Source organism: Sorangium sp. So ce204 (assembly GCF_051526795.1).
Lineage (GTDB): Bacteria > Myxococcota_A > Polyangia > Polyangiales > Polyangiaceae > Sorangium > Sorangium cellulosum_B.
Window position 1 is genome coordinate 2,469,581 of sequence record NZ_CP150317.1, and the last position, 24,763, is coordinate 2,494,343.

Sequence of the window (24,763 nt, forward strand, 5' to 3'; positions counted from 1 at the left end):
CCTTGCCTGCCGGCGCGGGGATAACCCGCTCCGATGCGCGCGAGAACGCTGAAGCTCCCCCTCGGCGCGGCCGCCATGGCGGTCGTGTGCGCGGCGTCGACCGGCCTGTCGCTCCGCGCTGAGGCCCAGCCAGCGGCCGCCGCGGACGCCCCGGTGGCGCGCGTCGGCGACGCGGCGATCACGGCGTCGGAGGTCGAGCGCAGGCTCGCGCAGGTCCCGCCGTTTCAGCTCCAGACCTTCGGGCGTACCCCGGAAGAGATCCGGAAGAACTTCGTCAACCAGGTCCTCGTGCGCGAGCTGCTCCTCGCCCAGGGGGCCGCCGCGCAGAAGCTCACGGAGCGCGCCGACGTGCAGGATCGCGTGCGCGGCGTCCTGCGCTCCGCGCTGCTGCAGCGGATCCAGGCGGAGGCGGCGGCGAGCTCCCCGGTGACGGACGAGGAGGTCCGCGCCTATTACGAGGCCCACCGCGACAGGTTCAGCTCCCCGGCGATGGTGGCGCTCTGGCGCATCCTCGTCGCGACGCGCGGGGAGGCCGAGGCGATCCTGGCCGAGCTGAAGAAGGACCCGTCACCCCAGCGTTTCAAGGAGATCGCGCGCGAGAAATCGCTCGACAAGGCGACGAGCATGCGCGGCGGCGATCTCGGCTTCGTGGCGTCCGATGGCACCACGTCCGAGCCGGGGCTGAAGGTCGACCCGGGGCTCCTCTCGGCTGCCGCCGGGGTGAAAGACGCGGAGCTCGTGGCCGAGCCCGTGCCCGAGGGCGATGGCTTCGCTGTGCTGTGGCGGCGCCAGAGCAGGAAACCCGTGAGCCGCTCGCTCGAGCAGGAGGCGCCGTCCATCCGTCAGATCCTCGCGCACGGCAAGGCGGAGGCGCAGGTGAAGCAGCTCCTCGATCGCCTGCGAGCGCAGGACGTCTCCGGTCACGCCCCCGAGCTCGTGGACCTCATCGACATCACCTCGACGGGGGATCTGCAGCCGAAGAGGCGCCCGGGCACCCTCGCGAGCGGCCGGCGTCCGGGCGCGCCTCCGCCCTCGCCCGTGCCGCGTCACGACATGCGCTGACTCGGCCGGCGCGCACGGATGGGCGCTCGCCACCCTCGGCGGCAGCGCCGCCGAGGGCGACACCCCCGAGGGCGCTGAACGGCGCGTCAGCTCAAGGCGATGGCGAGCGCGATGGCGGCGAAGCCGGAGGCGATGGTGAGCACGAGCGCGGCGATGCTCCCGGCGCGTCGAGCGCGCTCCGCCGCGTCGGGGTGGAGCGCGTAGACGCCCAGGAGCAGCGCCATGGACGCCTTGCCCGGTACCCGGAGCGAGGCCGAGAGGACCTGCTCGGCTCCCTTGGTGCCGCCCGTGATGAGCATGGCCAGCGCGCCGAGCGGGCCGGCCATGAGATCCCAGCCGCACGCGTAGAGCCCGAAGCGGAGCGCGCGCCGGCGCTCTGGCCGCGCGCCCTGGCGCCGTGCCCCGAGGTCGAGCGCGGCGCCGTGCAAGGTGTGCGCGAGCACCATCCACACGGTGACCACCGGAACGCCGATCGCGAGCCACTGGAGGGCGCTCGCGCGTGCGGCCGGGTTGCGAGCCAGCTCCAGCGTAAGGCTCGGCAGCGCCAGCGCGATGAGGGGCAGGAGCGCGGCGATCATCGACAGGATCGCGAGCGTCTCCGCCAGCAGGGCGAAGCGCATGGCCGCGGGGAGCGCGCCGTCGGGGATCGTGGCGAAGAACGTTTCGGCTCCCAGCGTGGTCGCCCTCGATGTGGCCCAGAGCCGCGACCAGACCCCGCCGATCGGGCGCTCCCACGGGACGATCGCGACGACCCCCGAGCCCTCGTCGCTCGCCGCGGAGCACCCGGCGCAGTCGGGCTGTCCACAGCACGCGCAGAGCACCGCCGCGGGGACATCGAACGTCTCGTCGTCCCGCGAGAGCTCACGGCGTACGCTGGCAGATCGCTTGGCCATTGCGCACCTTCGAGCAGCGGACAAAGGCCACTCCCATCAAGGTTACGTCGCACGGGCGAGCCTGTCGACCCGAGATGCCACCGGCCACGCGCTCTTCAGTGCCTCAGTGCAGCACCTCGTCGCCCCGCCGCCGCTGCCCCGTCGGGAGGTCGTCGATCCTTCCTCCGAAGAACGCGGCGGTGAACAGCGCGAGCAGCGCGATCGCCCCGGTCGCGTAGAGCCCGTAGCCCCACGTGAAGCGGACGGGACGGAGCAGCGTGCTGCCCGGCGTGAACGTCAGGCGCATCGCGACGGTGACGAGGGCGACCGCGGCGAGGAAAGCGACGGCCACGCGGGCGCCGCGCATCTTGTGGATCGACCTCCGGGTCAGCGCGAGCGGGATCATCACGAAGAACGCGACCGCCGGGGCCCACATCCAGCCGAGCCGTCGCGCGAGCCCGAAGCCGCTGAGGTCGCGGAGCTCGGGGGCCGTCTCGTGGATCCACGGCGCGAAGAACGCCGCGAGGCCGAGGAGCGCGAGCGCGAGCAGGGCGCCCCGGCCGCGCCCGGCGTAGGTCCACGGGAGCGGTTCCATGTGCGGCGGGAGCGGCTCGTCAGGCTCTTCCTGGAGCGCGTCGTACGAGGGCGGAAGCTTCGCGAGCGCCTCCAGCCGGAGGCCGCAGGCGGGGCACGTGGACGCCTCTTTCGCCTCGAACATCTCCCGGCAGAAGGGGCAGGCGTGAAGCCCGGTCATCGAGGCGGGAGGATAGCGCACGGCGAACGGCGCGGCGGACGCCGCGCGGGGCGGGGGCCGCATTCCGGGGTTCCACCGGGGCGGGGCTTAGCCCATAGTTGCGTCCCATGGGCAAGCGTGATCGGCTCTCGGACGATGAGATCGCCGGGTTCGTCGCTGCTCACCCGGGCTGGGTGCGAGCGGGCGAGCAGATCGAGCGGAGCTACTCGTTTCCGGATTACGGGACCGGCGTGGGCTTCGTGATGCAGATCGCCCTCCTGGCCGAGCGGCGCGATCATCACCCGGAGATCGCGCTGTCGTGGGGCAAGGTGCGGGTCGCGTGGTCCACGCATGACGCTGGCGGTCTGACCGCGCTCGACCTGGAGCTGGCCGAGCTGACCGACCGCTTGAGCGCGGGCTGACGCTGCGCGTGGGCAAGGTGCAGGGGATGCTCCCGAGCGAGCTGCTGCAACGTCTGGATCTGGGGCTGGAGGGGGACCTGCCGCACCTCGAGGAGGCGCTGACGCATCCGAGCTTCTCGAACGAGCAGCGAGGCGGCCGGCGCGTGGACAACCAGCGCCTCGAGTTCCTGGGGGACGCCGTGCTCGGCCTGTGCGTGACGGAGCTCCTCATGGAGCGCTTCCCGGGGGCGAGGGAGGGGGAGCTCTCGATGATGCGCTCGGCCCTGGTCAACACGGACGCGCTGGCGGCGTGGGCGCGAGGGATCGAGCTCGGCGCCGCGCTCCGGGTCGGGCGCGGCGCGGAGGTCGCCGGTGAGCGCGACCAGACGAACGTGCTCGCCGACGCCACCGAGGCGCTCGTCGCGGCCCTGTACCTCGATCGCGGCTTCGAGAGCGCGCGGGCGCTGAGCCGGAAGATCGCCGCGAGCCCGCTCGCGCAGCTCGCGAGCGGCAGCCTGCTCGGGCGTGACGCGAAGAGCGAGCTGCAGGAGCGCGTGCAGGCGCGCGGCGCTGCGTCGCCGCGCTACCGCCTGATGGGCACGGAGGGGCCCGACCACGACCGCGCGTTCCTCGTCGCCGTCGAGGTCGACGGCCAGGTCATCGGCACCGGCCGGGGCCGATCGAAGAAGCTCGCGGAGCAGGCGGCCGCGCGCGCGGCGCTCCTCTCCTGCGCCGCGCCGGAGCCCGCGGCCGCCGCATCCGATGGACGGGCAGCCGCCGAGGCCCTGCGAGGTGCGCCCGAGGGCAGGGGGGGCCCGCCATCCGGCGAGGCGTCCTCCGAGCAAACCGTGAACGACCGAGGACCCAGTCGATGATCCGTCACCTGATGCTTGCTTTCACCTTCGCGCTCTGCTCGCTCTTCGTCGCGCTGCCGGCCTGGGCCGGGAGCTACCTGGACAGGGCGAGCCTGCTGCTCGACGAGGCGCGCAGGGAGGGCGACATGCTCCTGCCGCGGACCCATGACAAGGAGCTCGTCATGGTGGTGCATGCGCTCGCGGAAGCGCGCGCCCGGGTGGCGAGCAAGATGGAGTGCCCTAGCTCCGTCTCCAAGGCGCACCCGCACCTCCTGCTCGTGCTCGAGAACAGCGAGCGCGCCGCCGACGCGGCGGCTCAGGGCAACTTCAAGAAGTTCATGGAGCACCTCACGGTGGCGCGGAACGAGGACCGCGCATTCCGTGCGCTCATCACCGAGCTCGGCTACGCGCTGCCCGATCTGAGCTCGAAGCGCTGAGGAGCGCAGCGAGCCGCGCCCGCTCGAAGCGGGTCTGCGCCGGGAGGCCCGTTGCGAGCGTCCCCGGCGCGGCCGGTCTCAGAACATCGCGCCGAGATCGATGCCGAGGGTCCACTGCGACCCGAGCCCGGCGAACTTGTTCTCGCCGTCGATCTCGTTCGCCGCGCCCTGGTTCGCGTCCTCGGGGCTCACGATGTCGGTGATGAAGTGCGCGCCGAGCTTGACCATCTGGAACCGCAGCTGCGCGCCGAAATGGAGCCGGTGGCGGTTCATGCGCACGGCGTCGAACACCACGGTGTTGTTGAAGTCGGCCTGGGAGCCGCCGTCGCACACCGGCTGGCCGTCGTGCGGGAGCGGGTTGCCGTCCTGCCCCTGCACCGGGTTGGCAGGCGAGTTCACCCCTCGGAAGTTGCAGAAGTTCACGGCGTCGGTGTTCGGGGTGAGATCGATGAGCCCCGAGTCTCCGAAGATCCGGAGCCACTGGTAGCCCGCGTAGGGGGTGATCACGACCGTGCCGGCGATCGGCAGGGGCTTCGAGATCACTGCGTCGGCGCCGGCCACGGTCAGCTGGAACTCCTCGGTGCCGGTGACGCTCCGGACGCTGCCGCCGACGGCGAGCTCGGGGAGGATCGCGGGGAGCCCTCGGCGGAACCCCTCGAACAGCGACCAGCGCACGTCGGCGCCCGCGCTCACGAGGCTGGTGTTGGCGAGGAACCCGACGGCGCCGGTGAGCTCGAACCCGAACGGAAAACCCTTGCGGACCTTGAGGGAGTAGTGCTGCAGGAAGGAGTCCGGGCTCCGGTTCTCGATGGAGAAATTCTTGCTGGTCGGATCCTGCGGCCCCTGCGTGCCCTGCTTCCAATACTCGGCGTCGCTGTCAATCTTCGTGTAGTTGGCCTCGATGCCGATCTCGAACCCGCCGTAGCCCGTGGTCCGCGCCGAGTGCATCGCCGACGGCGCCACCGCGAAGCCGTACTGCGCGATGAGCTTGGCGAACGCGGCGTCGTCGGTCAGGCAGCGTTGATAACGGGAAGCGGGGTTGTAGTAGAGGCCACCGTCCGGCCCCGTGATGCGGCAGGGTACGGCGGCGCCGCCGAGGCTCGGCTCCGGGTCGCGCACGAGCCGCGCGAGCGCCGGATCCATGACGTCGGCGGCCGCGAGCGAGGACGACGCCACTCCTGCGAGGGCAATAGCCGAAGCGATCCAGCACGATGCGCGCATTCCGTGTCTCCGAGGCGGGAGGCTACGTGTCCGCTCGTACAGCCGTCAAGCGAACAGAGGGGCCTCCGTCCGTTCGGTCCGCGTTTTCCGCGCGACCGCGTGGGCCGGCTATCTGTCGAGGCGGCGCTGGCGAGCCAGGCGGCGCGCGCGATCCCTCGCTCGGGGGTTGCGGCGCGCGGTCGCGTCGCGGAAAGAGAGGGCGTGCTCAACGATGGTCGCCCCCGGCTCCGTGCGGCGCCGCTCGATCCGCCGTTCCGGATCGTGCTGGTGGAGCCGGAGATCCCGCAGAACACAGGCAACATCGCGCGGCTCGCCGCGGCGACGCAGAGCCCCTTGCATCTGCTCGGGAGGCTGGGGTTCCGCATCGACGAGCGGAGCGTCCGCCGCGCGGGGCTTGACTACTGGCACCTGGTCACGCTCGAGCAGCAGCTCGACATCGCCCACTTTCGCCACCATCACCCGAACGCGCGGCTCCGCCTCTTCAGCGCGGTGGCTCCGCGGAGCTACCTCGACGCGGACTTCCGGCCGGGCGACGCGCTGGTGTTCGGCAAGGAGAGCGTGGGCCTCGACCCCGAGCTCCTCGCGCGGATGCCGGACGACGTCTTCGGCATTCCCACGCTGGGTCCCGTGCGCTCCCTCAACCTGGCCAACGCGGTGTCCATCGTCCTGTACGAGGCGCTCCGCCAGGTGGGCGCGCTCGCCAGCGCCGCGCCGGGGTGACGGCGCGTGCGCGTAGGCGCGCGCGACATCCGGTAAGAGCGCGATCCGCCGCGGCGTCCCCCTGGGCCCGGCGGCCGCGCGCCGTGGACGTCGGCGACGCGTCGTTCTAAGGAGAGGGCCGCATGGTCATGCACCAGCAACCCGCGCGACAGGACGCCCGACGGCCGGCCGCGCGCCTCGTCCGGGCCGGCGTGGCGGTCGCGCTCTCGGTCGCGGCGCTCGCCTCCGCCGGATGCAGCAGGCGGCCTCCGAGCGGCACGCCCGACGGCGCCGTCCGGGAGCTGGTCGCTCGCCTGCGCCAGCTGCACGGCGACCCGGCTGACGCCAAGGCCGCCTTCGAGCTCCTGTCGCGCCGCGCTCGGGACAACCTCGCGTCGCGCGCGCAGCGCTACAGCGCCGCGACCGGCAAGGCGATCGCGCCCGAGGCGATGATCACGCCGTCCCGCTTCCTCTTGCGCTTCGAGCCGCAGCGCTACTCTGCCCAGATCGCCGGCGCCCACGCCCTCGTGGACATCGCCGGCCTGCTCCCGGGAGAGCGCGTCCAGGTGCCCTGCGTCTACGAGGACGCGGGGTGGCGCGTCGATGTGGCGCTGCCCCCGCTCCCTCCCGTGCAGAAGCGACCGGGCAGCGATCTCTGAACGCGCCCGCACCGATGGCGCACGGCGTTTTCGGCCCACAAAAGCCCGGAGGCCGGCAGTGCCGGCCTCCATCGGCAGCGGCCGCAAGGCCGCTAACCATGAGGTAACGCCTTAGTTGGCGAGAAAGATCGCCTCGATCTCGGTCTTCACCTGCTCTTCCGTCTGACCTCGGGCGATCGCGATCTCCTTCACGATCAGCGTCCGGGCGGTGTCGAGCATGCGGCGCTCACCGAACGAGAGCTGCTTGTCCGTCTTCAAGCGATAGAGGTCGCGTAGCACCTCGGCGACATCGTAAATAGAACCCGTCTTGATCTTGTCCATGAAGCCGCGGTACCGACGGTTCCAGGTCTGGTTGTCGAACGCGATGGTACGCTCGCGGAGGATGTCGAAAATTTCCCGGATTTCCTGTTCAGAGATGACCTGGCGAAGGCCGACCGCGCTCGCGTTGCTGACTGGAACCATGATCTTTCGATCCGTGTCCAAGATGCGGAGAACATAGAATCGCTGACGGTTGCCAGCGATGTCCTTCTCCTCGATGTTGACCACCTCGGCCACGCCTTGGGCCGGGTAGACGGCTTTGTCGCCCACCTTGAACTGGATCTCCGAACGAGCCTGCATATCGTCTCCTTTGCCTTCCACCCCGCCGTCCTTTTAGTTTTTCGTCTGCCTCCCGAAATCCCTTCGAGGGGCGTACGCTGCACATGCGGTTGAACCTGGACCCGCAGAACCGACACACACCGTCACGCATTCCGAGAAAAATTCCGAGAAAAGAGCCATGAGCCGCCGCTCGAGACCGCTGTGCGAGAAGCAGGAACGCGAGCACCCTCCATGACCCGCGAGCGGTCGGTGCTCTGGCGTGCACAGCGGAATCTTGACAAGCGGCGGTTGAAGCGGACGGGTGCGGGCGGAAGGGATTGAGGTTGGGGGAACGGCCCTCTTGAAAAAGGGCCGGTTTGCGCCAGGCGCGCGCACTCTAGTGAGCCGGCAGAGATACGTCAACGAAAATCCCCGGGGTTGAGCCATCGTGGCGTGATCACTCTGGTTTTTCCTCGGGGTCGGGCGGGGTGACAGTGTGTACCGATGGAGGCATCGGCGTGGGTGCGCGCCGGCTCACCCGCCTAGTTTAGGGCAGAGCGGGCGTCTCCGGGAGAGGTGGCGGACCTGACCTGGGTGGGATGACTCGAAAATGTGACGGACGCGACGGACGTCGGGCGTTACGTCCGTCCGGCCTTCAAACGAGCCGGGGTGCTCAGGCGGCGCTGAGGCGTTCGGCGAGCCCCCAGCGGACGCCGCGATCCGAAGCGACGAGGTCGACAGGCGCTCCGGCGAGCCGCGAGGCCCACGCGAGGATCTCCTCGATGAGCACGCTGCCGGCCACGATGACGTCCGCGCGCGCTGGATCCAGCGCGCGCAGCTGGCTGCGCGCGGTGAGCGGCAGGGAAGCGAGGCGGGACGTGACGTCCACGATCTCTGCCCCGGATACCCGCGCGCCATGCACGCGGGCGCCGTCGTAGGGGGCCACGTCGCGCACGAGCGCGGCGAGGGTCGTCACCGTGCCCGCGACGCCGACCAGCGTGGGCGCCGCGAGCTGGGGCACGGCTGGGAGCGTCGCCAGCGCCGCCCGGACGTCGGCGCGGACGGCCTCGAGGTCCGCGGCGGCCGGCGGATCCGTGCGCACGTGACGCTCGGTCAGGCGGACGCTCCCCACGTCGAGGCTCACCGCCTGCTCCACCGCGCCGCCGGCGCTGCCGACGATGATCTCCGTGCTGCCGCCGCCCACGTCGACAACGATCGTGGGACCGCGGGCCGGCAGGTCGAGCCCCGTCAGCGCGCCGGCGTACGTGAGCTCCGCCTCCTCCGGCCCGGAGATCACGCGCGGCGCGACGCCGATGAGCTCGCGGGCGCGGGCGATGAACGCCTCGCCGCCGGCGGCGTCGCGCATCGCGCTGGTGCCGACGGCGTCCACGCGCTCGACCCCCCGGGACCGGAGCTCCTCCCCGTAGCGGGCGAGGCAGGCGAGCGTGCGCTCCACGGCCTCGGGCGCGAGCGCGCGCGCCGCGTCGACCCCCTGGCCGAGCCGGGTGATGGTCGCGCGCTCGACGAGCGCGACGAGCTCACCCCCGCGGCGCTCGGCGATGAGCAGGAGGACCGAGTTCGTGCCGATGTCGATGGCCGCGACGCTCATGCCCCGGGCCTTACTGGGTGAGCGTCTTCAGGTCGAGCATCTCCTCGACGTTCGGCAGCACCACCAGCTCGCAGCGCCGGTTGGCCTGCTTGTTCTCCGGGGTGTCGTTGGGCTTCACCGGGTCGGTGTCGCCGTAGCCGGAGGCGCTCCACCGCTCGGGCTTGAGGCCGCCGCCGGCCTTGTCCTCGGGCTGGAGCAGGAACGCCAGCACCTCGCGGGCGCGCATCACGCTGAGCCCCCAGTTGTCCTTGAAGCGGCCGCCGGCGAGCGGCGCGTTGTCCGTGTGCCCGGCGACCTGGAAGGAGCGCGCCGACAGCCCGGAGTCGTTGCGGATGACCTCGGCCACCTTGAGCAGGATCTCCTGCCCCTCCTTCTTGAGCGTCTCCCGTCCCGAGTCGAAGAGGACGTCGCCGGGCAGCTGGATGACCATCCGGTTGTTGCGGACGGTCACGCTGAGCCCGAGCTTGGTGAGGGCCTGGAGCTTGTCCCGCAGGACCTCGAAGCGCTTCTTGATGTCCTCGAGCTGCTGGGCACGGCGGCGGAAGTCCTCGAGCGCGCGCGCCTGCTGCTCGAGGTTCGCGTTCAGGTTGGAGATATCCACGCCCGCCGCCTTGAGCTGGGACTTGAGCTGCTCGATGCGGGCCGCCGCCTCGTCGAGCTCGCTCTTGGCCTTCTTGTTCTGCGCCTGCTCGGCGCTCAGCTGGGTCTTCAGGCCCTCGATCTCGCGGATCTTCGCCTGCATCTCCTCCTCCGAGTAGCCGCACCCGAGCGCCCCCGAGCCCGCAAGGAGCGTTGCGCCAAGCAACAACCACGACGTCGAGCGACGAACCAACATACCTTTCCTCCTAGAGCAGCCTAGAGCAGCGCGGCGCTCGGCCATGAGGGGCGCCGCGCAGGCGGCGCGACCGTAGCGAGGCGAATGGCGCCGCACAAGGCTCTCTAGAGCCTGCGCAACGCTGGAGCTCCGTGCGACCATGAGCGCACCGGCGCCGTTTGCCGCGCCGTGCAGGCGCGCGATCGCCAGGAAGGAGCGCGAAGGGCCAAGACAGACATCCCGTCAACTGTCAACAAAAATCAATCGTACGGTTCGGTCTGGTTGCTTCACCATGGCCTGCTCCGACGTTTACCCTCGCAACGCTTGCGGACCAGTTTGCCTGGAACACACGGGATACATCGGTTTAGGGCCTGCAAGATTTTCCTTGACCATCACCATGCGTGGCAATATACGTCGTGCAACATCTGTTGCCTCGGTAGGGAAACTGTAGCGGAGAGGACGTTTGGCGATGTCCGCCGTGCCGTGCCGGGGCGAATGCAGGAGGATTTCCAATGGCTGCTAAGAAGACCGCGAAGAAGCCTGCGAAGAAGGTGACGAAGTCGGCCAAGAAGCCGGCCGCCGCGAAGGCCGGGAAGGTCGCGAAGAAGCCGGCGCGGAAGGCAGCGAAGAAGGCCGCCCCGAAGCGCGCCGCCGCCAAGAAGACCCCGAAGCGCGCCGCCGCCAAGAAGCCGGCCGCGAAGAAGGCCGCTCCGAAGCGCAAGGCGAAGGCCGCCGGCAAGCGGGCGGCTGCGCCGAAGAAGGCGGCCGCTCCTCGAGGACGCGCCGCCGCCAAGCGCGCGCCGGCCAAGGGCGCGAGCACCCGCGGCGCGCGCAAGAGCACGCCGGCTCCTGCTCCTGCGAGCACCGGCCCGTCCGACGAGTCGGAATAAGGCGACACGGGAGCGCCTCGGGTCTTCCAACAGAACGAGGCGCGGCGACCCGACCCGCCGGTTGCGACCAGATAATCCGTCTTACAAGACCATCGGGGGGTGAGGACGCCGAGGATCCGGACGCGCGGGTCCAGGCCGGAGGCGCGCGCGGGTGGACGATGTCCCCGCGGCGGCGCGGCCCGCGCGAGGGGCGCTCAGGTGCGCTCGCCGAGGTAGAGCCGGAGAGCGCGCGCGGCGCCCTTGCGATCGAACGGGACGCCGGCGAGGTCCTCGCGCTTCGAGATCTGCTCGAACAGCTTCATCAGGAACTCGAAGAACGCCTCGCACTCGCGGATGGCGGCGTCGAGCCGCTGCGGATCGAGGAGGTCGCTCTCCTCGAGCGCCGTCATCGCGGAGACGAACGCGTCGACGTGGGGGTAGTCGCCCACCCGGAGCAGCGGGTAGCCCATCGCCCGGAAATACGAGAGAAACTCGCGCACGAACGCGAAGCTCGCGATGCCGGTCCATCGGTCGGGCGCCGGGCCGGTGTGGCGCGCCTTGCTCGCGAACGCGCGCGAGATCTGGGCGAACATCCACACGTCGCGCCGGAGGCGATCGCTCGTCGCGCGCCGCGCGGCCTGATCGTCGAAGACGCGGCCCTCCTCGAGCTTCGCGCCGAGCGACCTGCCGAGGAACAGGATCGCGTTCTGCAGCGCGGGGCGGAGGCCGTGCGAGACGGCGCGGAGGCGGACCCGGTACTCGGACTCGCTCACCAGCGCGTCCGCGGGCGGGAGGTCGTGCTCGAAGGCGCGGCGCATCTCGAGCCGCAGGTTCGCGGCGAGCCCGCTCAGCGCGGCCTTCGTGGAGAGGAGGCGGTGCCCCTCGGCGGCGAGCTCGTCGTGGCGCGCGACGATGTCGCTCGCGGGCACGCGCAGCAGATCGCGCTCGAAGCTGTCCGCGAGCAGCGCGCCCGCCCGGCGCCGGAGGTAGTTCGAGAGCGCGCGGGCGTCGCTGCGCAGGACCGCGAGCACGAGGTACCCGCGCCCCGCCACGCGGTGATCCGAGTGATCGAGCGCGATGGCGTCGAGCAGGCGGAGGTACCTGAGCATCCTGAACAGCGCGAGGAACGTGAGCGCCACGAGCCGGTGCGCCTGCTCGCCGGGCACGCGGTGGATGAGCTCGAGCACCTGCGTCGACGGGATGCGATCGAACTCCGGGCGAAACTCGAGCGCGTGGAGCGGGTTGAAGAACGTGCTCTGGGCGATCTCGCGCATCGCCGTCGCGAGGTGGGCGTAGAAGAGCCTGAAGCTGACCCTCGGCAGCCGGAGCAGCCCGCCCGCAACCTCGATGAGGTTCGTGAAGCCGTGCCGGAGCACGAACAGGCTCGACTCCGGCGACTCCTGCGCCATCGTCGCGTGGAGGAGGCGGGTGCGCGCCGTGTCCTCCGGGAGCACCGTCTCCAGGTAGCGCTGGAAGACGAAGGCGCGATCGCGATCGCCGAGCATGGTGCGCGTCAGCTGGACGACGCGCGCCATGCCGTCGCGGGCGTGCTGGAGGTGCTCGCGGAAGTCGTGGCTGACGATCGTCTGGCGCCGCGCGGCGCCCGGGTGGTTCCGCGGGTTCGCGAAGCAGGCGACGCCCTTCAGGAGGATCTCGAGCTCGAAGAGCGTCTCGTCCTTCTTGTCGGCCGCGAGGCGCGCGAACCACGCCTCGCGCGCTTGCTGCTGCTCCCGCCTCAGGCCGCGCGTGTCGCGGAGCAGCTCGGCGTAGGCGTTGCGGCCGGGGTGGCCCGAGCCGCGCAGGATCCCCGAAGCGTCGCTCGACACTGACGTGCTCCTCGCAGGCGGCGCGCTGCTAGTAGTTGCGTCGCTTGAAGTCGAAGGGGTAGGTCAGCACGGTCTCCTTGCCGCTCGGCGAGCGCGCCCAGGTGATCGACTTCGCGAGCTCCTCCATGCAGGTCTCGACCTGCGGCGCGGTCACGTCGCTCTTGTCGCGCACGATGCTCGCCTCCTCGAACGTCCCGTCGGGCTTCAGCTTGAGCTGCCACGTGACCCTGCCCTGCGCGCCCGGGTGCTTGCGGGCGTAGAGATCGAAGCAGCAGCGGAAGGCGTCGCGCCTCGCCTTGATCGCGTCGACGAGCGGCTGCAGGCGATCGCTCGATCCGGCGTCGGCGGAGGTCGTCGCGTTGTTCATCACGACCCCGCCGTCCGGCGGATCGTTCGTGATCTCGGAGGCGATGACCTTGCAGTCCTCGACGGTCTCGGCGGCCTTCTTGCGGCTCGCGGGCCGGTCCTGCTGCGCGGGCGCGGCGGCGCCCGGGTCCGCCGCGCCAGCGGCCGTGGCGCCAGGGTCCGCGGCGCCAGGGGACGTCGGCTGCGAGGCAGGCGGCGGCGAAGGCGGCGGCGCGCTGTCAGGCGGCGAAGGCGGCGGCGCGGCGCCGCTCGAGCAGGCCGCGAACAGGGCCGCGGCGAGGAGGACTCCGGTGAACACGGCGCTGGCGGTGGCGCAGGGACGCATGGCGCGCATACTAAACGGTTCGGCTGAGCGGAGGCGAGGCGCCTTGCGTTTTTCTCCCCTCGCGCCGGCAATCCGGGGTCTCCTCGACGGCCGTCTTGAAGATCCCGCTGTGCTTCACCGTGGCCGCCGCCGTCGCCGTCCTTGCGCCCGCAGGCTGCGATCCCGTCGCGGAGCCGCAGCTGTGCGGCCAGATCCCCCAGGGAGGGTGTCCGGTCGGCCGGGGGGGCACCTGCGACGATGCCGCGTGCCGTGCGCTCTACGACTGCCTCGAGGGGGCCTGGACGGAGGCCGCGTTCTGCGATTCCGCGGGTGAGCCTGCCGGGGATGGGGATGCGGGCGCGGGCGGCGACCCCGGCGCGTGCGAGGTCGTGACGCTCGATCGCAGCGGCGAGGCCGCGGGCTGCTCGCCCGCCCTGCAGCAGCCGGACTGCCCGGCGGACGCCGCGGAGACCTGCGCGGATACCGCGTGCTGGACCGGCTGCATCGACTTCTTCCTCTGCACAGAGCAGGGGTGGAGAGCGATCGCCTACTGCGACCAGCAAGGGCGCGTGATCGTGGCGCAGTGAACGATCGGCTCGTCGGCGCCTGCCTTCGGCGCCGAGGAGAGAGCCACGGGGGGGCGCGTCAGCCGGCCCTGAGGAAGGGGCTCCACTCGTCGAACGAATGCGGCAAGCCGATCAGGATCTGCATCGTCGCCGACCACCGCGGCGGCAGAGGCTGGCGGATGAGCCGCATGCTGGCCTCGTCCGGCGTGCGCCAGCCCTTGCGGAGGTTGCACGTGCGGCACGCGGTCACGAGGTTCTCCCAGGTGTCCTCGCCGCCGCGCGACCGGGGGAGCACGTGGTCGATGTTGAGATCGCGGACGGGCGGGCGGCGCGCACAGTATTGGCACTGGTGCGTGTCGCGGAGCATCACGTTCTTCCGCGTCAGCCGGATCGTCGGGCGCCGCATGCGGTCGTACCGGCGGAGGTGGAGGACGCGCGGCACGCGGAGCGAGCCGCCGACCACGGGGAGGCCATCGTCCTTCTCGCGCACCGGCAAAGTCCGCCACGCCGAGAAATCGTGGAGATCGCCGACCTCGTCGACCGCGAGGGCGGCCCCGCCGAAGAGCAGCAGGAAAGCGCGACGCGCGGTCGTGATCTGCACAGGTTGGAAGAAGCGGTTCACCACGAGGACCGGGAGATCGAGCGGCTCGGTCCTACGCTCGCAGCGGAACCCTGAAAAACCGTCGCCGAGATCGAGCTCCTCGTGAGGAGAGCCCCCCGGGACTGTAGCTACCCCGTCCGGCACGCTGGGCAGTGTAGCAACGAAAGCTCCGGTGAACATCCGGCGCTGCACGGCGGCGTTTCTGCTGGATCTCTGCCATTGCCGCGCGGCGGATCGGGCGCGACGCCGCGCCCTGAGCCGTCAGGGCATCGCCTCGAACCCCCCCGCGCCCGCCCTGTCGAAGCTCGGGCTGCGCGCCGGAGCCCGGACGTCACGGGCCGGGCGCGCCGCGCTCGACGCTCCGCGCGGATCGCTTTCGATCGGGCGCCGTATTCGCTAAGACGCGTCCATGTCGAGGGACGGTCGTCTCCTGGGTCGAGCCGCCGTGGTGGGGAAGCAGGTCGGATGACGGAGCAGCGCGAAGGGGTGGGGCCCGAGCGGGCGACCGGCGCGGAGCCCCCTGCCGGCTCGCCATGGGATGATCCGATCGAGAGCGCGCCGCTCGTGTTCCTCGATCTCGAGATGACGGGCCTCCGCCCCGAGAGCGATCGCGTGATCGAGGTCTGCGCCGAGCGGACGCGGGGGGATGCGCGCGAGGACGCGATCACGTCGCTCGTGCGGCCCGAGCCGGGCGTGTTCGGCAACGCGCACGTGCACGGCATCGATCCGCGGGAGCTCGCGGGCGCGCCCACGTTCGCCGAGCTCTGCGATCGCATCGACAAGGTCACGGAGGGCGCGGTGCTCGTCGCGCACGCGGCCGCGTGGGACGTGGCGTTCCTCGAGGCCGAGCTCGCGCGGGCGGGCAGGGCGAGGCGCCTCCCGCACTACCTCGACACGCTCGTCCTCTCCCGCCGGGCCTTCGCCCTGCCGAGCCACAGCCTCGCCTCCCTCTGCAGGGAGCTCGGCGTGCACCGCGAGCGCGCTCACCGCGCCGAAGACGACGTCCACGCCCTGCGCGCCGTGTTCCGCAAGATCGTGGAGGTCCTCGCGCCGCGGACGCCGCGCGACCTGTGGCACGTCCGGATCGGCGAGCGCCACGCCCGCCCGGCGCTGGTGGCAGCGGCGGTGCGCGCGGCCGAGCATGCCGCCACCGTGCGCGTGAGGTACCGTCCGGCGCGCCGAGGGCCGGAGGAGCTCGTCGTGTGCGTAACGGGGGTGCGAACGGACCTCGACCCACCCCGGGTTCTCGGCTATCTGCTCCCGTCGCGCAGCCGTCGCGAGCTACGGGCCGATCGCATCCTGGCGATCGAGCCGATTTCGCCGGGAGAGCTCGGGCCGGACGGCGTGCCGCAAAGGGCCTGAGATCCACGTGCGAATCCACTCGAACCGAACCTCGCCGACGAGAAGCTCCCTCGCCGTCCGCCTCGGCGGCCTCCTGACCGCGACCTTCCTCGCCTCGTGCTCGAGCATGATCGGCCCGGAGTCCGCCCGCCCGCCGGCGGCCGAGAAATGGCTCGCCCGCGCTCGACAGGAGTTCCAGTCCGCCGACGTCGAGAACGCGCGCGATGCGGTCTCGAGGGCGCTGACGATCGTCCCGACCGACACGGAGGCCCGGCTGCTCGCGGGGCGCATCGCGCTGGCCCGGCTCGATTACGCCGAGGCGCTGCGCCTCCTCAAGGGCGTCGCCGGCTCCGAGGCTGCAGGGCTCCGCGGGCGTGCGCTCTGGTACAAGGGCGATCTCGACGCCGCCGCCGACGAGCTCGAGGCGATGCTCGACGATCCCGATGTCGTCGACGAGTGGGCGAAGTCGATCGCCAAGCTGGCGCGGCGCGGCGCGGGGCGCGCGCCGTTCACTGTCTCGGGCGCGCTCCTCGCGGCGATCGAGATGCAGCACGTCAGCCCCGCGGCCCCGTTCTTCGTCGTCCCGCTCGAGATCGACGGCGAGTCGGCGCTCGCGATGGTGTCGACCGGCACGGGCGAGGTGGTCCTCGACAGCAGCACGCGCAAGGAGCCGAGCTGGGTGTCCCTCCGCTTCGGCAAGAAGCTCGAGATCAACGACGTGCCCGCCCTCACGCAGGACCTGTCGGGCGTCTCGAAGCAGATCGGCGCGCCGGTCAAGGCGCTGCTCGGGGTGAACCTGCTCCGCCGCCTCAACGCGACCATCGACTACAGCGGCTGGCAGTTCGTCGTGCGCAGCTTCTCCCCGCCGGCGCCGCCCGACGCGACGCGCGTCGACGTCGCCTTCATCAAGGGCGGCGGCATGGTGCTGCGGAGCAGCCTCGGCCCCGACAAGTCGGTGCAGGGGCCGCTGCTCATCGACACGTCGATGACGTTCCCGATCGCGCTCGACAAGGAAGGCTGGAAGAAGGCCGGCTTCGAGGCCGATGGGTTGAAGCGGGTCGAGCAGGATCCGGAGCAGAAGCTGAAGCAGGGCGTCGTGCCGATGCTGCGGCTGGGTGCGCTGGAGATCCCCAAGGTCCCGGGCGTGTACGGGGCGCCGCTCCAGGCGCTCGAGAAGCAGCTCCAGCTCGATCTGGACGGCGTGATCGGGGCGGGGCTGCTCGCCTACTTCCGTGTCACCTTCGGCGACGGCGGTCGGCTCATGTGGATCGAGGACGACACCGCCGTGAACAAGGTGCTCCGGGGCGGCGCGCCGGCACCCGTCAACGAAGGGCAGGCTCCCGCCGCGCCGCCAGCAGAGGGCGCCGGTCCAGCAGGCGCGCCCGGCTCACCTGCGCCCCAGGGGCCCGCGCTCCAGGCGCCGCTGACCCCCCCGACGGCACCCCCCGCGGCCGCTCCGAGGTCGACTCCGCCTGCGGCCGCTCCGAAGCCGGCGCCGCCCGCGGGCGCTCCCAAGCGGACGCCGGACCAGTGAGCGTCATGTCCAAGGATCTGTTGGCGGTTTACGCGGGGAGCTTCGATCCGATCACGTTCGGTCACCTCGATCTGATCCAGCGGGCGTCGAAGCTGTTCGGTGAGGTGATCATCGCCGTCGGCCGGCATCCGACGAAGCACCCGCTGTTCACGTACTCGGAGCGGCTCGAGCTGCTGCGCCAGACCACGAGCGAGGTGACGAACGCGCGGATCGACTCGTTCGAGGGGCTCCTCATCCAGTACTGCCAGCGCGTCGGCGCGCGGGTGATCGTCCGCGGCCTGCGCGCGGCGACCGACTTCGAGTACGAGCTGCAGATCGCCCACGCGAACGCGGACATGCTCCCCGGCGTCGATACCGTCTTCCTGCCGACGCGCACCCACTACGGCTTCGTCTCCGCGTCGCTCGTGCGCGAGATCGCGAGCCACGGCGGCGACGTCAGCCACTACGCGCCCGCCGCCGTCTGCGACGCGCTCCGGGCGAAGTTCGGCGCCGCGAAACCCTGAGCGCCCGAGCGCTCAGTAGGTGCCGAACGGGGTCGGCATCAGCAGCAGCACGAACAGGAGCAGCGTCACCACGGCGATCACCTTGCGCGCCGGCGACAGCTCGCCGGCCTCCGTGGGAGGGTGCTCCCGCCCGCCGACGCGCAACATCAGGTGGACCAAGCCGAACCACGTGAGCCACGGCATCCCGTTCGCGACCGCGGAGAGGAGCGCGTCGGACAGCCCCTCGGCGATGAAGTGCCGCGTGAAATAGGCGACGTTGCCGACGAAGAGCGCGAGCATCAGCCAGTGCGCGGCGCGGCTGTAGCGGTCCTGCTCCTTGCCGAACAACGCGTAGGCGACGTGCCCTCCGTCGAGCTGGCCGACGGGAAAGAGGTTGAACGCCGTGATGAGCAGCCCGGCCCACCCCGCCATCGCCGTGGGGCCGAGGAAGACGTCATCGGTCTCGGGGATCGAGCCGACCGCGAGCCGCCTCAGCAGGAGATACAGGAGGCTGCGCCCCTCCTGCAGCGCAGGTCCGGAGCTCGCGTGCACATCCGAGTGCATGAGGCCCACGAAGAGGACCGGGAGCGCCACCGCGAGGCCGGCCAGCGGGCCGGAGGCGCCGATGTCGAGCAGCGCGTTCCGCGATTTGATCCTGCCCTTCATCGAGATCACCGCGCCCATCGTGCCGAGCGGGCTCACCACCGGGAGCGGGATGAAGTAGGGGAGCGACGCCTCGACCCCGTGCGCGCGCGCCGCGAAGTAGTGCCCGAACTCGTGCGCCAGCAGGATCGACAGGAACGGCACCGCGAACGGCCACGTCTGCGGCAGCGCCTTCACGAACGAGAGCGCGCTGTCGTCGTCCGGCGTGATCGGGGTCCAGAGGGTGCCGGCGACGAACACCGAGACGACCGTCAGGCAGAAGAGCGCGAGGTTCTTCTGCCATCGCAGCGGGGGCGGGTGCGAAGCGGCTGCTGCGCTCGGCTCTGCGGAGCTCGTCGCCGCGGGCGCCAGCTCGGCGTCGAGATCGAGCGTGCTCGGGGTGGAGGATCGACGGTCGTCGGTCATGCGGCGCCTAGCGTGGCCGCCTCCTCGCCGCCGCTCAAGCGATCCACGCGCGCCTGCGCTCAGGGCGGGCAGTTCGGCCGCGCCCTGGGAGCGCACGCGGCGCTGCTGGGCGGCGCGCGGCCCTGCGGTGGCGGTGTGCTCGTCTGGCCGCGGGACCCTCGACCACGCCTGCTGCAGGCTCGACTAGGTCTGCGCGCACACCGATGACTTTGCGCGTCATCTCGCGGCGCCACGGTCCTCCTGTGGCGTCGGCCCGGCCGGTGGGAACGGTCGCGGCCGGAGCGCTGCGCTGCAGCGGGGCGCGCGACGCGGCCTCCCGATGGTGCGGGCGCGAACCTCTCCTGGCTGCGCGCAGGCTGGCCAGCGCTCTCTTCTGCGCCGCTGTCGCGTCCGTGTGCCCTCCGTGCCCTTCGGCAGGCGCGACTGCGCTACGATCGATCCCATGCCTCCCGCTCGCGTCGCCGCTGAAGCGCTCGTGGGCAAGCTCCTCTGCGACAAGTACCGCGTCGTGCAGCTGCTCGGCAGCGGCGGGGTCGGGCACGTCTACCTCGCGGATCGCGTCGGCAGGCCGCGTGAGGCCGCGACGTCGCGCGTCGCGGTCAAGGTCCTCCGGGCAGAGCTCCGCGACGATCCGCTGCTCGTCGCGCGATTCGAGCGAGAGGCCGGCGCGGCGTCGCGCGTCCGTCATCCCAACGTCCTCTGCGTCGATGCGCTCGAGCGCGCCGGCGACGCGCCGTGCTTCGCGATGGAGCTGCTCGTCGGGCTCGATCTCGCCGACACGCTGACGTTCACCCGAGCGCTCGTCCCGTCTCGCGCGGTCCGGATCGCCGCCGACCTCGCCTCGGGCCTCGACGCCGCCCACCGCGCCGGGGTGATCCACCGCGACGTGAAGCCGGAGAACGTGTTCCTCGTGCACGCGGCCGACGGGCGCGAGATCGTCAAGCTGCTCGACTTCGGCTTCGCGTGCATCCTGGGCCAGGGCGCCGAAGGCGCGCTGCTCCCCCGGGTCGTGGGGACGCCGGAGTACATGGCGCCCGAGCAGGCGCAGGGCGCGCCGGCGGCGCCCGCCGCCGACGTCTATTCCCTGGGCATCGTGCTCTACGAGATGCTCGCGGGCCGTGTCCCCTTTCAGGGCCCGTACCCAGCCATCGCAGAGAAGCACGGGCGCGAGCCGCCGCCGCCGCTTCACCGGGTACACCCGGGGCTGCTCATCTCGCGCGAGCTCGACGCCGTCGTGCGCAAGGCGCTCGTGAAGGACCCCCGCGGCCGGTTCGCCTCGACGGCGGAGCTGCGGCAGGCGCTGCTCGCGACGCCCGAGGCCCGCGCCGGGACGTCGTCCGCCGCTCCGCCCGACGCCGGCGCGCCGCCGCCCCCCGGCGTCGGGCACTGGGGCACCAAACCGTGAAGCCCGCTCGCTCCGGAAGCTTCCGTCGGCCCCCCTGCGCCTCGGCTTTGCTCTCACGGCGAAGCCCTGCTAGACGGCCGTTACCATCTCTTGTTCCGGGCGACAGCCGGATCCGCTCGTCAGGCCGACGCTGGCCGCGGCGAGCGAGCCGGCGTGGTTCGGAGGTCCGCGGGCGCGGGCCTCATCTGCGCGGGTCGGTTCTCCAGCGAGTCCTGGAATCCCAGAATCGCGCGCCAGTCGTCCTCCACTCCCTCCAGGCTTTGCCTGGCGCTTTTTCGGTTGCTGACTATGGGTCGCGCGACCCCATCACCTGATAACGGCACAGCGGCGTTTCACGACGCCGAACTCCCGATGTACGAGAGCCGCAGCGCCTCCGGGCCGCGCGCTGGGCCCGAGGGCGAGCTCATGCCGACGGACACAGGCGCCCTCGACGAAGATCCGTTTCGCGTCGAGCTGGTCGACGAAGACATCCCCACCCCGCGGCGCTACCAGGTCGTCTTCGACGAGGCGCGGATCGATCCGGACGTCCAGAAAGTCGTGCGACGCCTGGTACGCCACGGCTTTCAAGCCTACCTGGTAGGCGGTTGTGTGCGGGATCTGCTGCTGGATCGGCGCCCGAAGGACTTCGACGTCGCCACCAGCGCGCGGCCGGAGGAGGTCCGCGAGCTGTTCCGCAACTCGCGCATCATCGGCCGGCGGTTTCGCCTGGTGCACGTCCTCTTCCAGGGCGGCAAGGTCATCGAGGTGGCGACCTTCCGCCGCAACCCGAAGGAGGACTCCGACGACGGGAGCGAGCTGCTCATCCGCAGCGACAACGCGTTCGGCGTCGCGCACGAGGACGCGCTCCGCCGCGACTTCCGGATCAACGCGCTCTTCTACGACGTGGAGGCGCGGCAGATCCTCGACTGGGTCGGCGGCATGGAGGACGTGCGCCGCCAGGTGGTCCACACGATCGGCGATCCGGAGACGCGCTTCCGCGAGGATCCGATCCGCATCCTGCGCGCGCTCAAGTTCGCTGGTCGCCTGGGCTTCGCGATCACCCCCGACGTCTACGATGCGGTCGTCTACTGCCGGGACGCGCTCGCGCTCGCGGCGCGCCCGCGCCTCTCGGAGGAGATCCTGCGCCTGCTGCGCGGCGGCCAGGCGCGCCGGACGATCTACCTCGCGTGGGAGACAGGGGTGCTCGACGTCCTCCTGCCGGAGGTCTCGGCGCTGCTCTACGACGATCGCGGCGATGACGGCCCCGGCCAGCGCCTCTGGCGCGTGCTCGACTACGTCGACCGGCGCACCGCGGCGGATCGCCCGCTCGACGACACGGTCCTCTGGACGCTCTTGCTCCTCGAGCCGATGAAGGAGGCCTGCGACGGCGTCCGCGACCGCGCGGCGGCGGTCGCCGATTTCCTCGAGCCTCTCATCGACCGGCTGGCCATCTCCCGGCGCTACGCCGACGGCATGCGGCGCATCGTCGCCGTCCTGCCGAGGCTCGCGGGGGGGCGCGCTGGCCGCTTCGCGCGGACGGACATCTTCCAGCCCGCCCTCGACGTGCTCGCCGCCGAGCTCACCGCGCGCGGAGAGTCGACCGAAGCGATCGACCGCCTGCGCTCCGCCCCGCACCCGCGGCGCCAGCACGCCGACGCCGCGCAGTTCCGGCGCTGACCGGTGAGCGACGTGGGCGACGTGGGCGACGCCGGCGCCGCCGGCGCGATCGAAGGTGGCCGCCGGGCAGGTAGCTGGCGGCAACCGACCAGCCGCCGTGGAACATCACCGGGGTTTCTGGTTTCATAAGAGGCCCCTGATGTCCTCTCCGGTCGCGCGCCTGCGCCCTGCTGCTCCACCGGCTGTCCCCGTGTCCAGGCGCCGGTCCGGCGGCTCGGCGCGCAGCCTGCTCGTGTTCGCGCTCGCTTGCGCCGTGTCGCGGCTCGCCGATGCGCAGGCGTCGCTCCTGCACGAGTTCATCGCGCCGGATCCCGCGGAGGACGTGTCGCTCGCCACGACGACGCTCGACGGCGGGCTCCCCGCGGCGATCCAGACGCCGAGCGGCCTGGCCACGGCGCCCGACCCGCAGCGCCCGCCGTCGAACCAGCAGCAGGTCTACAGCAACGTCGGATCCGACGCCGGCCCCGACGCGTCCTACGAGCCGGATCGAGACACCCGCCGCCCGAACGTCGAGCGCTACGACGATCCGTTCTCCCCCGCGACCGCGCCGTTCAAGCGGCTGCAAGCGTACGACGCCGTGAGGGCGGACTACTCGCTCGTCGTCCGAGATAGGAACCTGAAGACCGTCAAGGCGGACAGCGCCGTCTCGGCGGGCGACGAGGCGTTCTACGGGGACATCGCGGTCGATCTCGTGCCCAACGAGCCGGTCCGGATCCCGACGGTCGGGCCGGACACGCGGCTCGTGCGGATGCACGTGAACCCCGATACCCCGGTCGTCGTCCTGCGTGACGGCGCCGACAACTGGTTCGTGCGCGGCACGAAGAGCGCGCGCGTCCGGCTCATCGTGCAGCTCGCCATCGCCCGCGCGACCTTCGGCAGCGAGTTCGCCGACGTCGGCTGGAGCAAGCTCGAGCCCTTCCGCGGGCCGCAGGAGGCCTCCCACGAGGCGGCGTTCAGGCAGGTCGCCCAGGCGATCGGCATCTCGCCCGCGATGCGGCCGCGCGACGTCGTTCAGAAGATGGTCGAGTACTTCCGGTCGTTCGCCCCGTCGGACGACCCGCCCAAGGGGAACGGCGACATCTACCTGGATCTCGCGCTCTCGCGAAAAGGCGTCTGCCGGCACCGCGCCTTCGCGTTCCTCGTCACGGCCCTGCACATCGGGATCCCCGCGCGGATGGTCGTCAACGAGGCGCACGCCTGGGTGGAGGTCTTCGACGGCTCGCTCTGGCACCGCATCGACCTCGGGGGGGCCGCCCTCAACATGGACCAGGAGGTCGATCCGAGCCGCCCGCCGCATGTGCCGCCGCCGGATCCCTACAGCTGGCCGGAGCAGCGCGACTCGGGCCAGGATCTCGCCGATCGCACGCGCGCCGAGCAGGCGCAGCCGGGGCCCGCTGGCCCAGGGGCCGGGAGCAGCGGCGCCGCCGCGCCGCCGCCCCCCGCGCCCACGCCCACGACCGATGCGGCCGGGCGCGCGGCGGAGAGCACCGACGTCGTCGTGACCGCGCTGGACAAGGACATCCGCCGCGGCTTTCCCCTCCACCTCCAGGGACAGGTCAGCAGCGCCGGGGCGCCGTGCGGGCACGTCCGCGTCGACGTGGTCCTGACGGGGACCGCGGCGCCGCAGGGCGTGACGGTCGGCTCGCTGTCGACCGACGACCGCGGCCGGTACGACGGGGCCGTCGTGATCCCCGGCGATTTCGCGCTGGGCGAGTACGACCTCGCGGTCGCGACGCCGGGCGACGTCCGCTGCAAGGCCGGCCGCACGGAAGCCGCCGCCCCGTGAGCGACGCGCCGGCATGCGCCCTCTCGCCCCCGCGCGTCGCGGTGGGCGCCGTCGTCATCGATCGCCGGCCGGATGCGCCTGACGCGCCGCGCGTGCTCGTCGTCAAGCGCGCTCGTCCTCCGCTCGAGGGCTCCTGGTCGCTTCCGGGTGGGCGCGTGGAGCCCGGAGAGCGGCTCGCGGACGCCGTCGCCCGCGAGATCCGCGAAGAGACGGGCCTCGACGTCCGCGTCGGTCCCCTCGTGGAGGTCGTGGAGATCGTGGCGACTCCCTATCATTATGTGATCCTCGATTATCTGTGCGAGTCGATCGGAGGCGCCCTCTCTCCAGGCGACGACGCCTCCGAGGTGGCCCTCGTACCCGTCCCCGAGCTGCCGGCCTACGGCCTCACCGAGGTCGCGCTCCGCGTGATCCATAAAGCCCTGGCGATGGCGGCCGTCGGCTGAAACGGCGCGATCCAGGGAGCGCCCGACTTGGCGCGGCCGTGGCAGAGGTGAGATGTCGCAGAAAGGGCGACTCTCCATGTCGAACGTCCATAGTTGGACAGCGGCAACGTTATTTTGCTGCCCTGACGCTCACGACAATCGCCGGTGGCAGCGCTAGGTTGGATGTGGGGGCAGGGGTGAGCGCTGGTCCGGCGATCATGAGGGGATTGGTGGTCGTCGTGGTGGCGACCCTGGTCTCTTCTCCTCTCTGCTTCGCGCTGCCTTGCAACGATGGGGCTGGCCTGTTCGCGCTGCCCGCGCCGCGCGTCGCGCGCGTCTCGCGCGCCGCCGTGCCTCCCGGCGTACCCGAGGCCTCGGGCTGGCTCCCGGCGCGGGTCGCGCGCGCCCTCTCAAGGACCGTCTCGTGGGTGGCGCGCTCGGGCGTCACCCCGATGTTCCTTGGTCTGCACGGGTTCGGTGTGACCGTGTCCGGCGAAATGTGATGAACGCGGTTACTGCGGCTGCAACATGCGTTTCGCTGCTCTGCTGAGCGATCGCGGCGAGCGCTGGTCGCGCCCGTCGGCTCGAATTCTCGCTGTG

General features: G+C 71.6%; 26 protein-coding genes. 16 read left to right on the forward strand and 10 right to left on the reverse strand.

The window, feature by feature from the left end; translation table 11 throughout:
• The first annotated feature begins 33 nt into the window (after positions 1-33).
• Positions 34-1,062, forward strand: coding sequence for a peptidyl-prolyl cis-trans isomerase (locus WMF22_RS09315; RefSeq protein WP_437298748.1), 1,029 nt, complete (start codon positions 34-36; stop codon positions 1,060-1,062).
• A gap of 86 nt (positions 1,063-1,148) precedes the next feature.
• On the opposite strand, the gene WMF22_RS09320 is transcribed toward WMF22_RS09315, so the two are convergent.
• Together WMF22_RS09320 and WMF22_RS09325 are read right to left on the reverse strand one after the other, a co-directional pair.
• Positions 1,149-1,955, reverse strand: a complete 807-nt coding sequence (locus tag WMF22_RS09320; RefSeq protein WP_437298749.1) for a hypothetical protein — start codon at positions 1,953-1,955, stop codon at positions 1,149-1,151.
• A 103-nt stretch (positions 1,956-2,058) separates the two neighbouring features.
• A complete protein-coding gene (locus WMF22_RS09325) occupies positions 2,059-2,751 on the reverse strand; it encodes a hypothetical protein (protein ID WP_438035511.1) in 693 nt (230 codons plus the stop codon).
• Between the two features lie 44 nt (positions 2,752-2,795).
• On the opposite strand from WMF22_RS09325, the gene WMF22_RS09330 reads away from it, so the two are divergent.
• Genes WMF22_RS09330 through WMF22_RS09340 form a run of 3 tightly spaced genes read left to right on the forward strand, consistent with a single transcriptional unit; the run spans position 2,796 to position 4,359 of the window.
• The gene (locus WMF22_RS09330) at positions 2,796-3,089 is read left to right on the forward strand and encodes a 4a-hydroxytetrahydrobiopterin dehydratase (RefSeq protein ID WP_437298751.1); all 294 of its coding nucleotides are present in this window, start codon (positions 2,796-2,798) and stop codon (positions 3,087-3,089) included.
• A 26-nt stretch (positions 3,090-3,115) separates the two neighbouring features.
• A complete protein-coding gene (gene rnc, locus WMF22_RS09335; RefSeq protein ID WP_437298752.1) occupies positions 3,116-3,943 on the forward strand; it encodes a ribonuclease III in 828 nt (275 codons plus the stop codon).
• An 11-nt stretch (positions 3,944-3,954) separates the two neighbouring features.
• On the forward strand, positions 3,955-4,359 hold the full coding sequence (locus WMF22_RS09340) for a hypothetical protein (RefSeq protein ID WP_438035512.1): 405 nt from the start codon (positions 3,955-3,957) through the stop codon (positions 4,357-4,359).
• 78 nt (positions 4,360-4,437) lie between these two features.
• On the opposite strand, the gene WMF22_RS09345 is transcribed toward WMF22_RS09340, so the two are convergent.
• The gene (locus WMF22_RS09345; protein ID WP_437298754.1) at positions 4,438-5,535 is read right to left on the reverse strand and encodes a hypothetical protein; all 1,098 of its coding nucleotides are present in this window, start codon (positions 5,533-5,535) and stop codon (positions 4,438-4,440) included.
• Between the two features lie 246 nt (positions 5,536-5,781).
• On the opposite strand from WMF22_RS09345, the gene WMF22_RS09350 reads away from it, so the two are divergent.
• Together WMF22_RS09350 and WMF22_RS09355 are read left to right on the forward strand one after the other, a co-directional pair.
• Positions 5,782-6,300 (forward strand): tRNA (cytidine(34)-2'-O)-methyltransferase, encoded by a 519-nt coding sequence (locus WMF22_RS09350; RefSeq protein ID WP_044968101.1) that lies wholly within the window; start codon positions 5,782-5,784, stop codon positions 6,298-6,300.
• 128 nt (positions 6,301-6,428) lie between these two features.
• On the forward strand, positions 6,429-6,938 hold the full coding sequence (locus WMF22_RS09355; protein ID WP_437298756.1) for a hypothetical protein: 510 nt from the start codon (positions 6,429-6,431) through the stop codon (positions 6,936-6,938).
• Positions 6,939-7,049: 111 nt separating this feature from the next.
• Here the strand turns inward: WMF22_RS09355 and WMF22_RS09360 are convergent, their stop codons facing one another.
• From WMF22_RS09360 to WMF22_RS09370, 3 genes are all read right to left on the reverse strand, one after another.
• Entirely contained in the window at positions 7,050-7,556 is a 507-nt protein-coding gene (locus WMF22_RS09360; RefSeq protein WP_012234339.1) for a CarD family transcriptional regulator, read from the reverse strand.
• A gap of 631 nt (positions 7,557-8,187) precedes the next feature.
• Positions 8,188-9,123, reverse strand: a complete 936-nt coding sequence (locus WMF22_RS09365) for a Ppx/GppA phosphatase family protein (RefSeq protein ID WP_437298757.1) — start codon at positions 9,121-9,123, stop codon at positions 8,188-8,190.
• A 10-nt stretch (positions 9,124-9,133) separates the two neighbouring features.
• The gene (locus WMF22_RS09370) at positions 9,134-9,958 is read right to left on the reverse strand and encodes an OmpA family protein (RefSeq protein ID WP_437298758.1); all 825 of its coding nucleotides are present in this window, start codon (positions 9,956-9,958) and stop codon (positions 9,134-9,136) included.
• Positions 9,959-10,449: 491 nt separating this feature from the next.
• On the opposite strand from WMF22_RS09370, the gene WMF22_RS09375 reads away from it, so the two are divergent.
• On the forward strand, positions 10,450-10,827 hold the full coding sequence (locus WMF22_RS09375; protein ID WP_012234342.1) for a hypothetical protein: 378 nt from the start codon (positions 10,450-10,452) through the stop codon (positions 10,825-10,827).
• Positions 10,828-11,021: 194 nt separating this feature from the next.
• Here the strand turns inward: WMF22_RS09375 and WMF22_RS09380 are convergent, their stop codons facing one another.
• Both WMF22_RS09380 and WMF22_RS09385 read right to left on the reverse strand, forming a co-directional pair.
• Complete coding sequence (locus WMF22_RS09380) at positions 11,022-12,632, reverse strand: hypothetical protein (protein WP_437298759.1); 1,611 nt, start codon at positions 12,630-12,632, stop codon at positions 11,022-11,024.
• A 28-nt stretch (positions 12,633-12,660) separates the two neighbouring features.
• Complete coding sequence (locus WMF22_RS09385) at positions 12,661-13,323, reverse strand: AgmX/PglI C-terminal domain-containing protein (RefSeq protein WP_438035513.1); 663 nt, start codon at positions 13,321-13,323, stop codon at positions 12,661-12,663.
• Positions 13,324-13,418: 95 nt separating this feature from the next.
• Between WMF22_RS09385 and WMF22_RS09390 the strand changes: the two genes are divergently transcribed.
• The gene (locus WMF22_RS09390; RefSeq protein ID WP_437298761.1) at positions 13,419-13,889 is read left to right on the forward strand and encodes a hypothetical protein; all 471 of its coding nucleotides are present in this window, start codon (positions 13,419-13,421) and stop codon (positions 13,887-13,889) included.
• 58 nt (positions 13,890-13,947) lie between these two features.
• Here WMF22_RS09390 and WMF22_RS09395 read toward each other — a convergent pair whose 3' ends face one another.
• On the reverse strand, positions 13,948-14,649 hold the full coding sequence (locus WMF22_RS09395) for an HNH endonuclease (protein ID WP_437298762.1): 702 nt from the start codon (positions 14,647-14,649) through the stop codon (positions 13,948-13,950).
• Between the two features lie 285 nt (positions 14,650-14,934).
• On the opposite strand from WMF22_RS09395, the gene WMF22_RS09400 reads away from it, so the two are divergent.
• Genes WMF22_RS09400 through coaD form a run of 3 tightly spaced genes read left to right on the forward strand, consistent with a single transcriptional unit; the run spans position 14,935 to position 17,847 of the window.
• Positions 14,935-15,831, forward strand: a complete 897-nt coding sequence (locus WMF22_RS09400) for a 3'-5' exonuclease (protein ID WP_437298763.1) — start codon at positions 14,935-14,937, stop codon at positions 15,829-15,831.
• Positions 15,832-15,838: 7 nt separating this feature from the next.
• Positions 15,839-17,344: a tetratricopeptide repeat protein gene (locus WMF22_RS09405; protein ID WP_437298764.1), complete on the forward strand. Its 1,506-nt coding sequence runs from the start codon at positions 15,839-15,841 to the stop codon at positions 17,342-17,344.
• A 5-nt stretch (positions 17,345-17,349) separates the two neighbouring features.
• Positions 17,350-17,847, forward strand: a complete 498-nt coding sequence (gene coaD, locus WMF22_RS09410) for a pantetheine-phosphate adenylyltransferase (protein ID WP_012234349.1) — start codon at positions 17,350-17,352, stop codon at positions 17,845-17,847.
• A 12-nt stretch (positions 17,848-17,859) separates the two neighbouring features.
• Here the strand turns inward: coaD and WMF22_RS09415 are convergent, their stop codons facing one another.
• Positions 17,860-18,894, reverse strand: coding sequence for a site-2 protease family protein (locus tag WMF22_RS09415; RefSeq protein ID WP_438035514.1), 1,035 nt, complete (start codon positions 18,892-18,894; stop codon positions 17,860-17,862).
• Between the two features lie 442 nt (positions 18,895-19,336).
• Between WMF22_RS09415 and WMF22_RS09420 the strand changes: the two genes are divergently transcribed.
• From WMF22_RS09420 to WMF22_RS09440, 5 genes are all read left to right on the forward strand, one after another.
• Complete coding sequence (locus WMF22_RS09420; protein ID WP_437298766.1) at positions 19,337-20,299, forward strand: serine/threonine-protein kinase; 963 nt, start codon at positions 19,337-19,339, stop codon at positions 20,297-20,299.
• Positions 20,300-20,650: 351 nt separating this feature from the next.
• Positions 20,651-21,955: a polynucleotide adenylyltransferase PcnB gene (gene pcnB, locus WMF22_RS09425; RefSeq protein ID WP_438035515.1), complete on the forward strand. Its 1,305-nt coding sequence runs from the start codon at positions 20,651-20,653 to the stop codon at positions 21,953-21,955.
• A 139-nt stretch (positions 21,956-22,094) separates the two neighbouring features.
• Positions 22,095-23,741 (forward strand): transglutaminase-like domain-containing protein, encoded by a 1,647-nt coding sequence (locus tag WMF22_RS09430; protein ID WP_438035516.1) that lies wholly within the window; start codon positions 22,095-22,097, stop codon positions 23,739-23,741.
• Complete coding sequence (locus WMF22_RS09435) at positions 23,738-24,184, forward strand: NUDIX hydrolase (RefSeq protein WP_437298768.1); 447 nt, start codon at positions 23,738-23,740, stop codon at positions 24,182-24,184. Before WMF22_RS09430 ends, WMF22_RS09435 begins: the two co-directional genes overlap by 4 nt.
• A gap of 197 nt (positions 24,185-24,381) precedes the next feature.
• On the forward strand, positions 24,382-24,666 hold the full coding sequence (locus tag WMF22_RS09440) for a hypothetical protein (protein ID WP_437298769.1): 285 nt from the start codon (positions 24,382-24,384) through the stop codon (positions 24,664-24,666).
• Positions 24,667-24,763: the final 97 nt, after the last annotated feature.

Excerpts from the sequence above, each read along its gene's own strand:
- WMF22_RS09315 (WP_437298748.1), top strand. The coding sequence starts at position 34 with ATGCGCGCGAGAACGCTGAAGCTCCCCCTCGGCGCGGCCGCCATGGCG.
- WMF22_RS09320 (WP_437298749.1), bottom strand. The coding sequence starts at position 1,955 with ATGGCCAAGCGATCTGCCAGCGTACGCCGTGAGCTCTCGCGGGACGAC.
- WMF22_RS09325 (WP_438035511.1), bottom strand. The coding sequence starts at position 2,751 with ATGCGGCCCCCGCCCCGCGCGGCGTCCGCCGCGCCGTTCGCCGTGCGC.
- WMF22_RS09330 (WP_437298751.1), top strand. The coding sequence starts at position 2,796 with ATGGGCAAGCGTGATCGGCTCTCGGACGATGAGATCGCCGGGTTCGTC.
- rnc (WP_437298752.1), top strand. The coding sequence starts at position 3,116 with ATGCTCCCGAGCGAGCTGCTGCAACGTCTGGATCTGGGGCTGGAGGGG.
- WMF22_RS09340 (WP_438035512.1), top strand. The coding sequence starts at position 3,955 with ATGCTTGCTTTCACCTTCGCGCTCTGCTCGCTCTTCGTCGCGCTGCCG.
- WMF22_RS09355 (WP_437298756.1), top strand. The coding sequence starts at position 6,429 with ATGCACCAGCAACCCGCGCGACAGGACGCCCGACGGCCGGCCGCGCGC.
- WMF22_RS09360 (WP_012234339.1), bottom strand. The coding sequence starts at position 7,556 with ATGCAGGCTCGTTCGGAGATCCAGTTCAAGGTGGGCGACAAAGCCGTC.
- WMF22_RS09365 (WP_437298757.1), bottom strand. The coding sequence starts at position 9,123 with ATGAGCGTCGCGGCCATCGACATCGGCACGAACTCGGTCCTCCTGCTC.
- WMF22_RS09370 (WP_437298758.1), bottom strand. The coding sequence starts at position 9,958 with ATGTTGGTTCGTCGCTCGACGTCGTGGTTGTTGCTTGGCGCAACGCTC.
- WMF22_RS09375 (WP_012234342.1), top strand. The coding sequence starts at position 10,450 with ATGGCTGCTAAGAAGACCGCGAAGAAGCCTGCGAAGAAGGTGACGAAG.
- WMF22_RS09385 (WP_438035513.1), bottom strand. The coding sequence starts at position 13,323 with ATGCGTCCCTGCGCCACCGCCAGCGCCGTGTTCACCGGAGTCCTCCTC.
- WMF22_RS09395 (WP_437298762.1), bottom strand. The coding sequence starts at position 14,649 with ATGTTCACCGGAGCTTTCGTTGCTACACTGCCCAGCGTGCCGGACGGG.
- WMF22_RS09400 (WP_437298763.1), top strand. The coding sequence starts at position 14,935 with ATGACGGAGCAGCGCGAAGGGGTGGGGCCCGAGCGGGCGACCGGCGCG.
- coaD (WP_012234349.1), top strand. The coding sequence starts at position 17,350 with ATGTCCAAGGATCTGTTGGCGGTTTACGCGGGGAGCTTCGATCCGATC.
- WMF22_RS09415 (WP_438035514.1), bottom strand. The coding sequence starts at position 18,894 with ATGACCGACGACCGTCGATCCTCCACCCCGAGCACGCTCGATCTCGAC.
- WMF22_RS09420 (WP_437298766.1), top strand. The coding sequence starts at position 19,337 with ATGCCTCCCGCTCGCGTCGCCGCTGAAGCGCTCGTGGGCAAGCTCCTC.
- pcnB (WP_438035515.1), top strand. The coding sequence starts at position 20,651 with ATGTACGAGAGCCGCAGCGCCTCCGGGCCGCGCGCTGGGCCCGAGGGC.
- WMF22_RS09430 (WP_438035516.1), top strand. The coding sequence starts at position 22,095 with ATGTCCTCTCCGGTCGCGCGCCTGCGCCCTGCTGCTCCACCGGCTGTC.
- WMF22_RS09440 (WP_437298769.1), top strand. The coding sequence starts at position 24,382 with ATGAGGGGATTGGTGGTCGTCGTGGTGGCGACCCTGGTCTCTTCTCCT.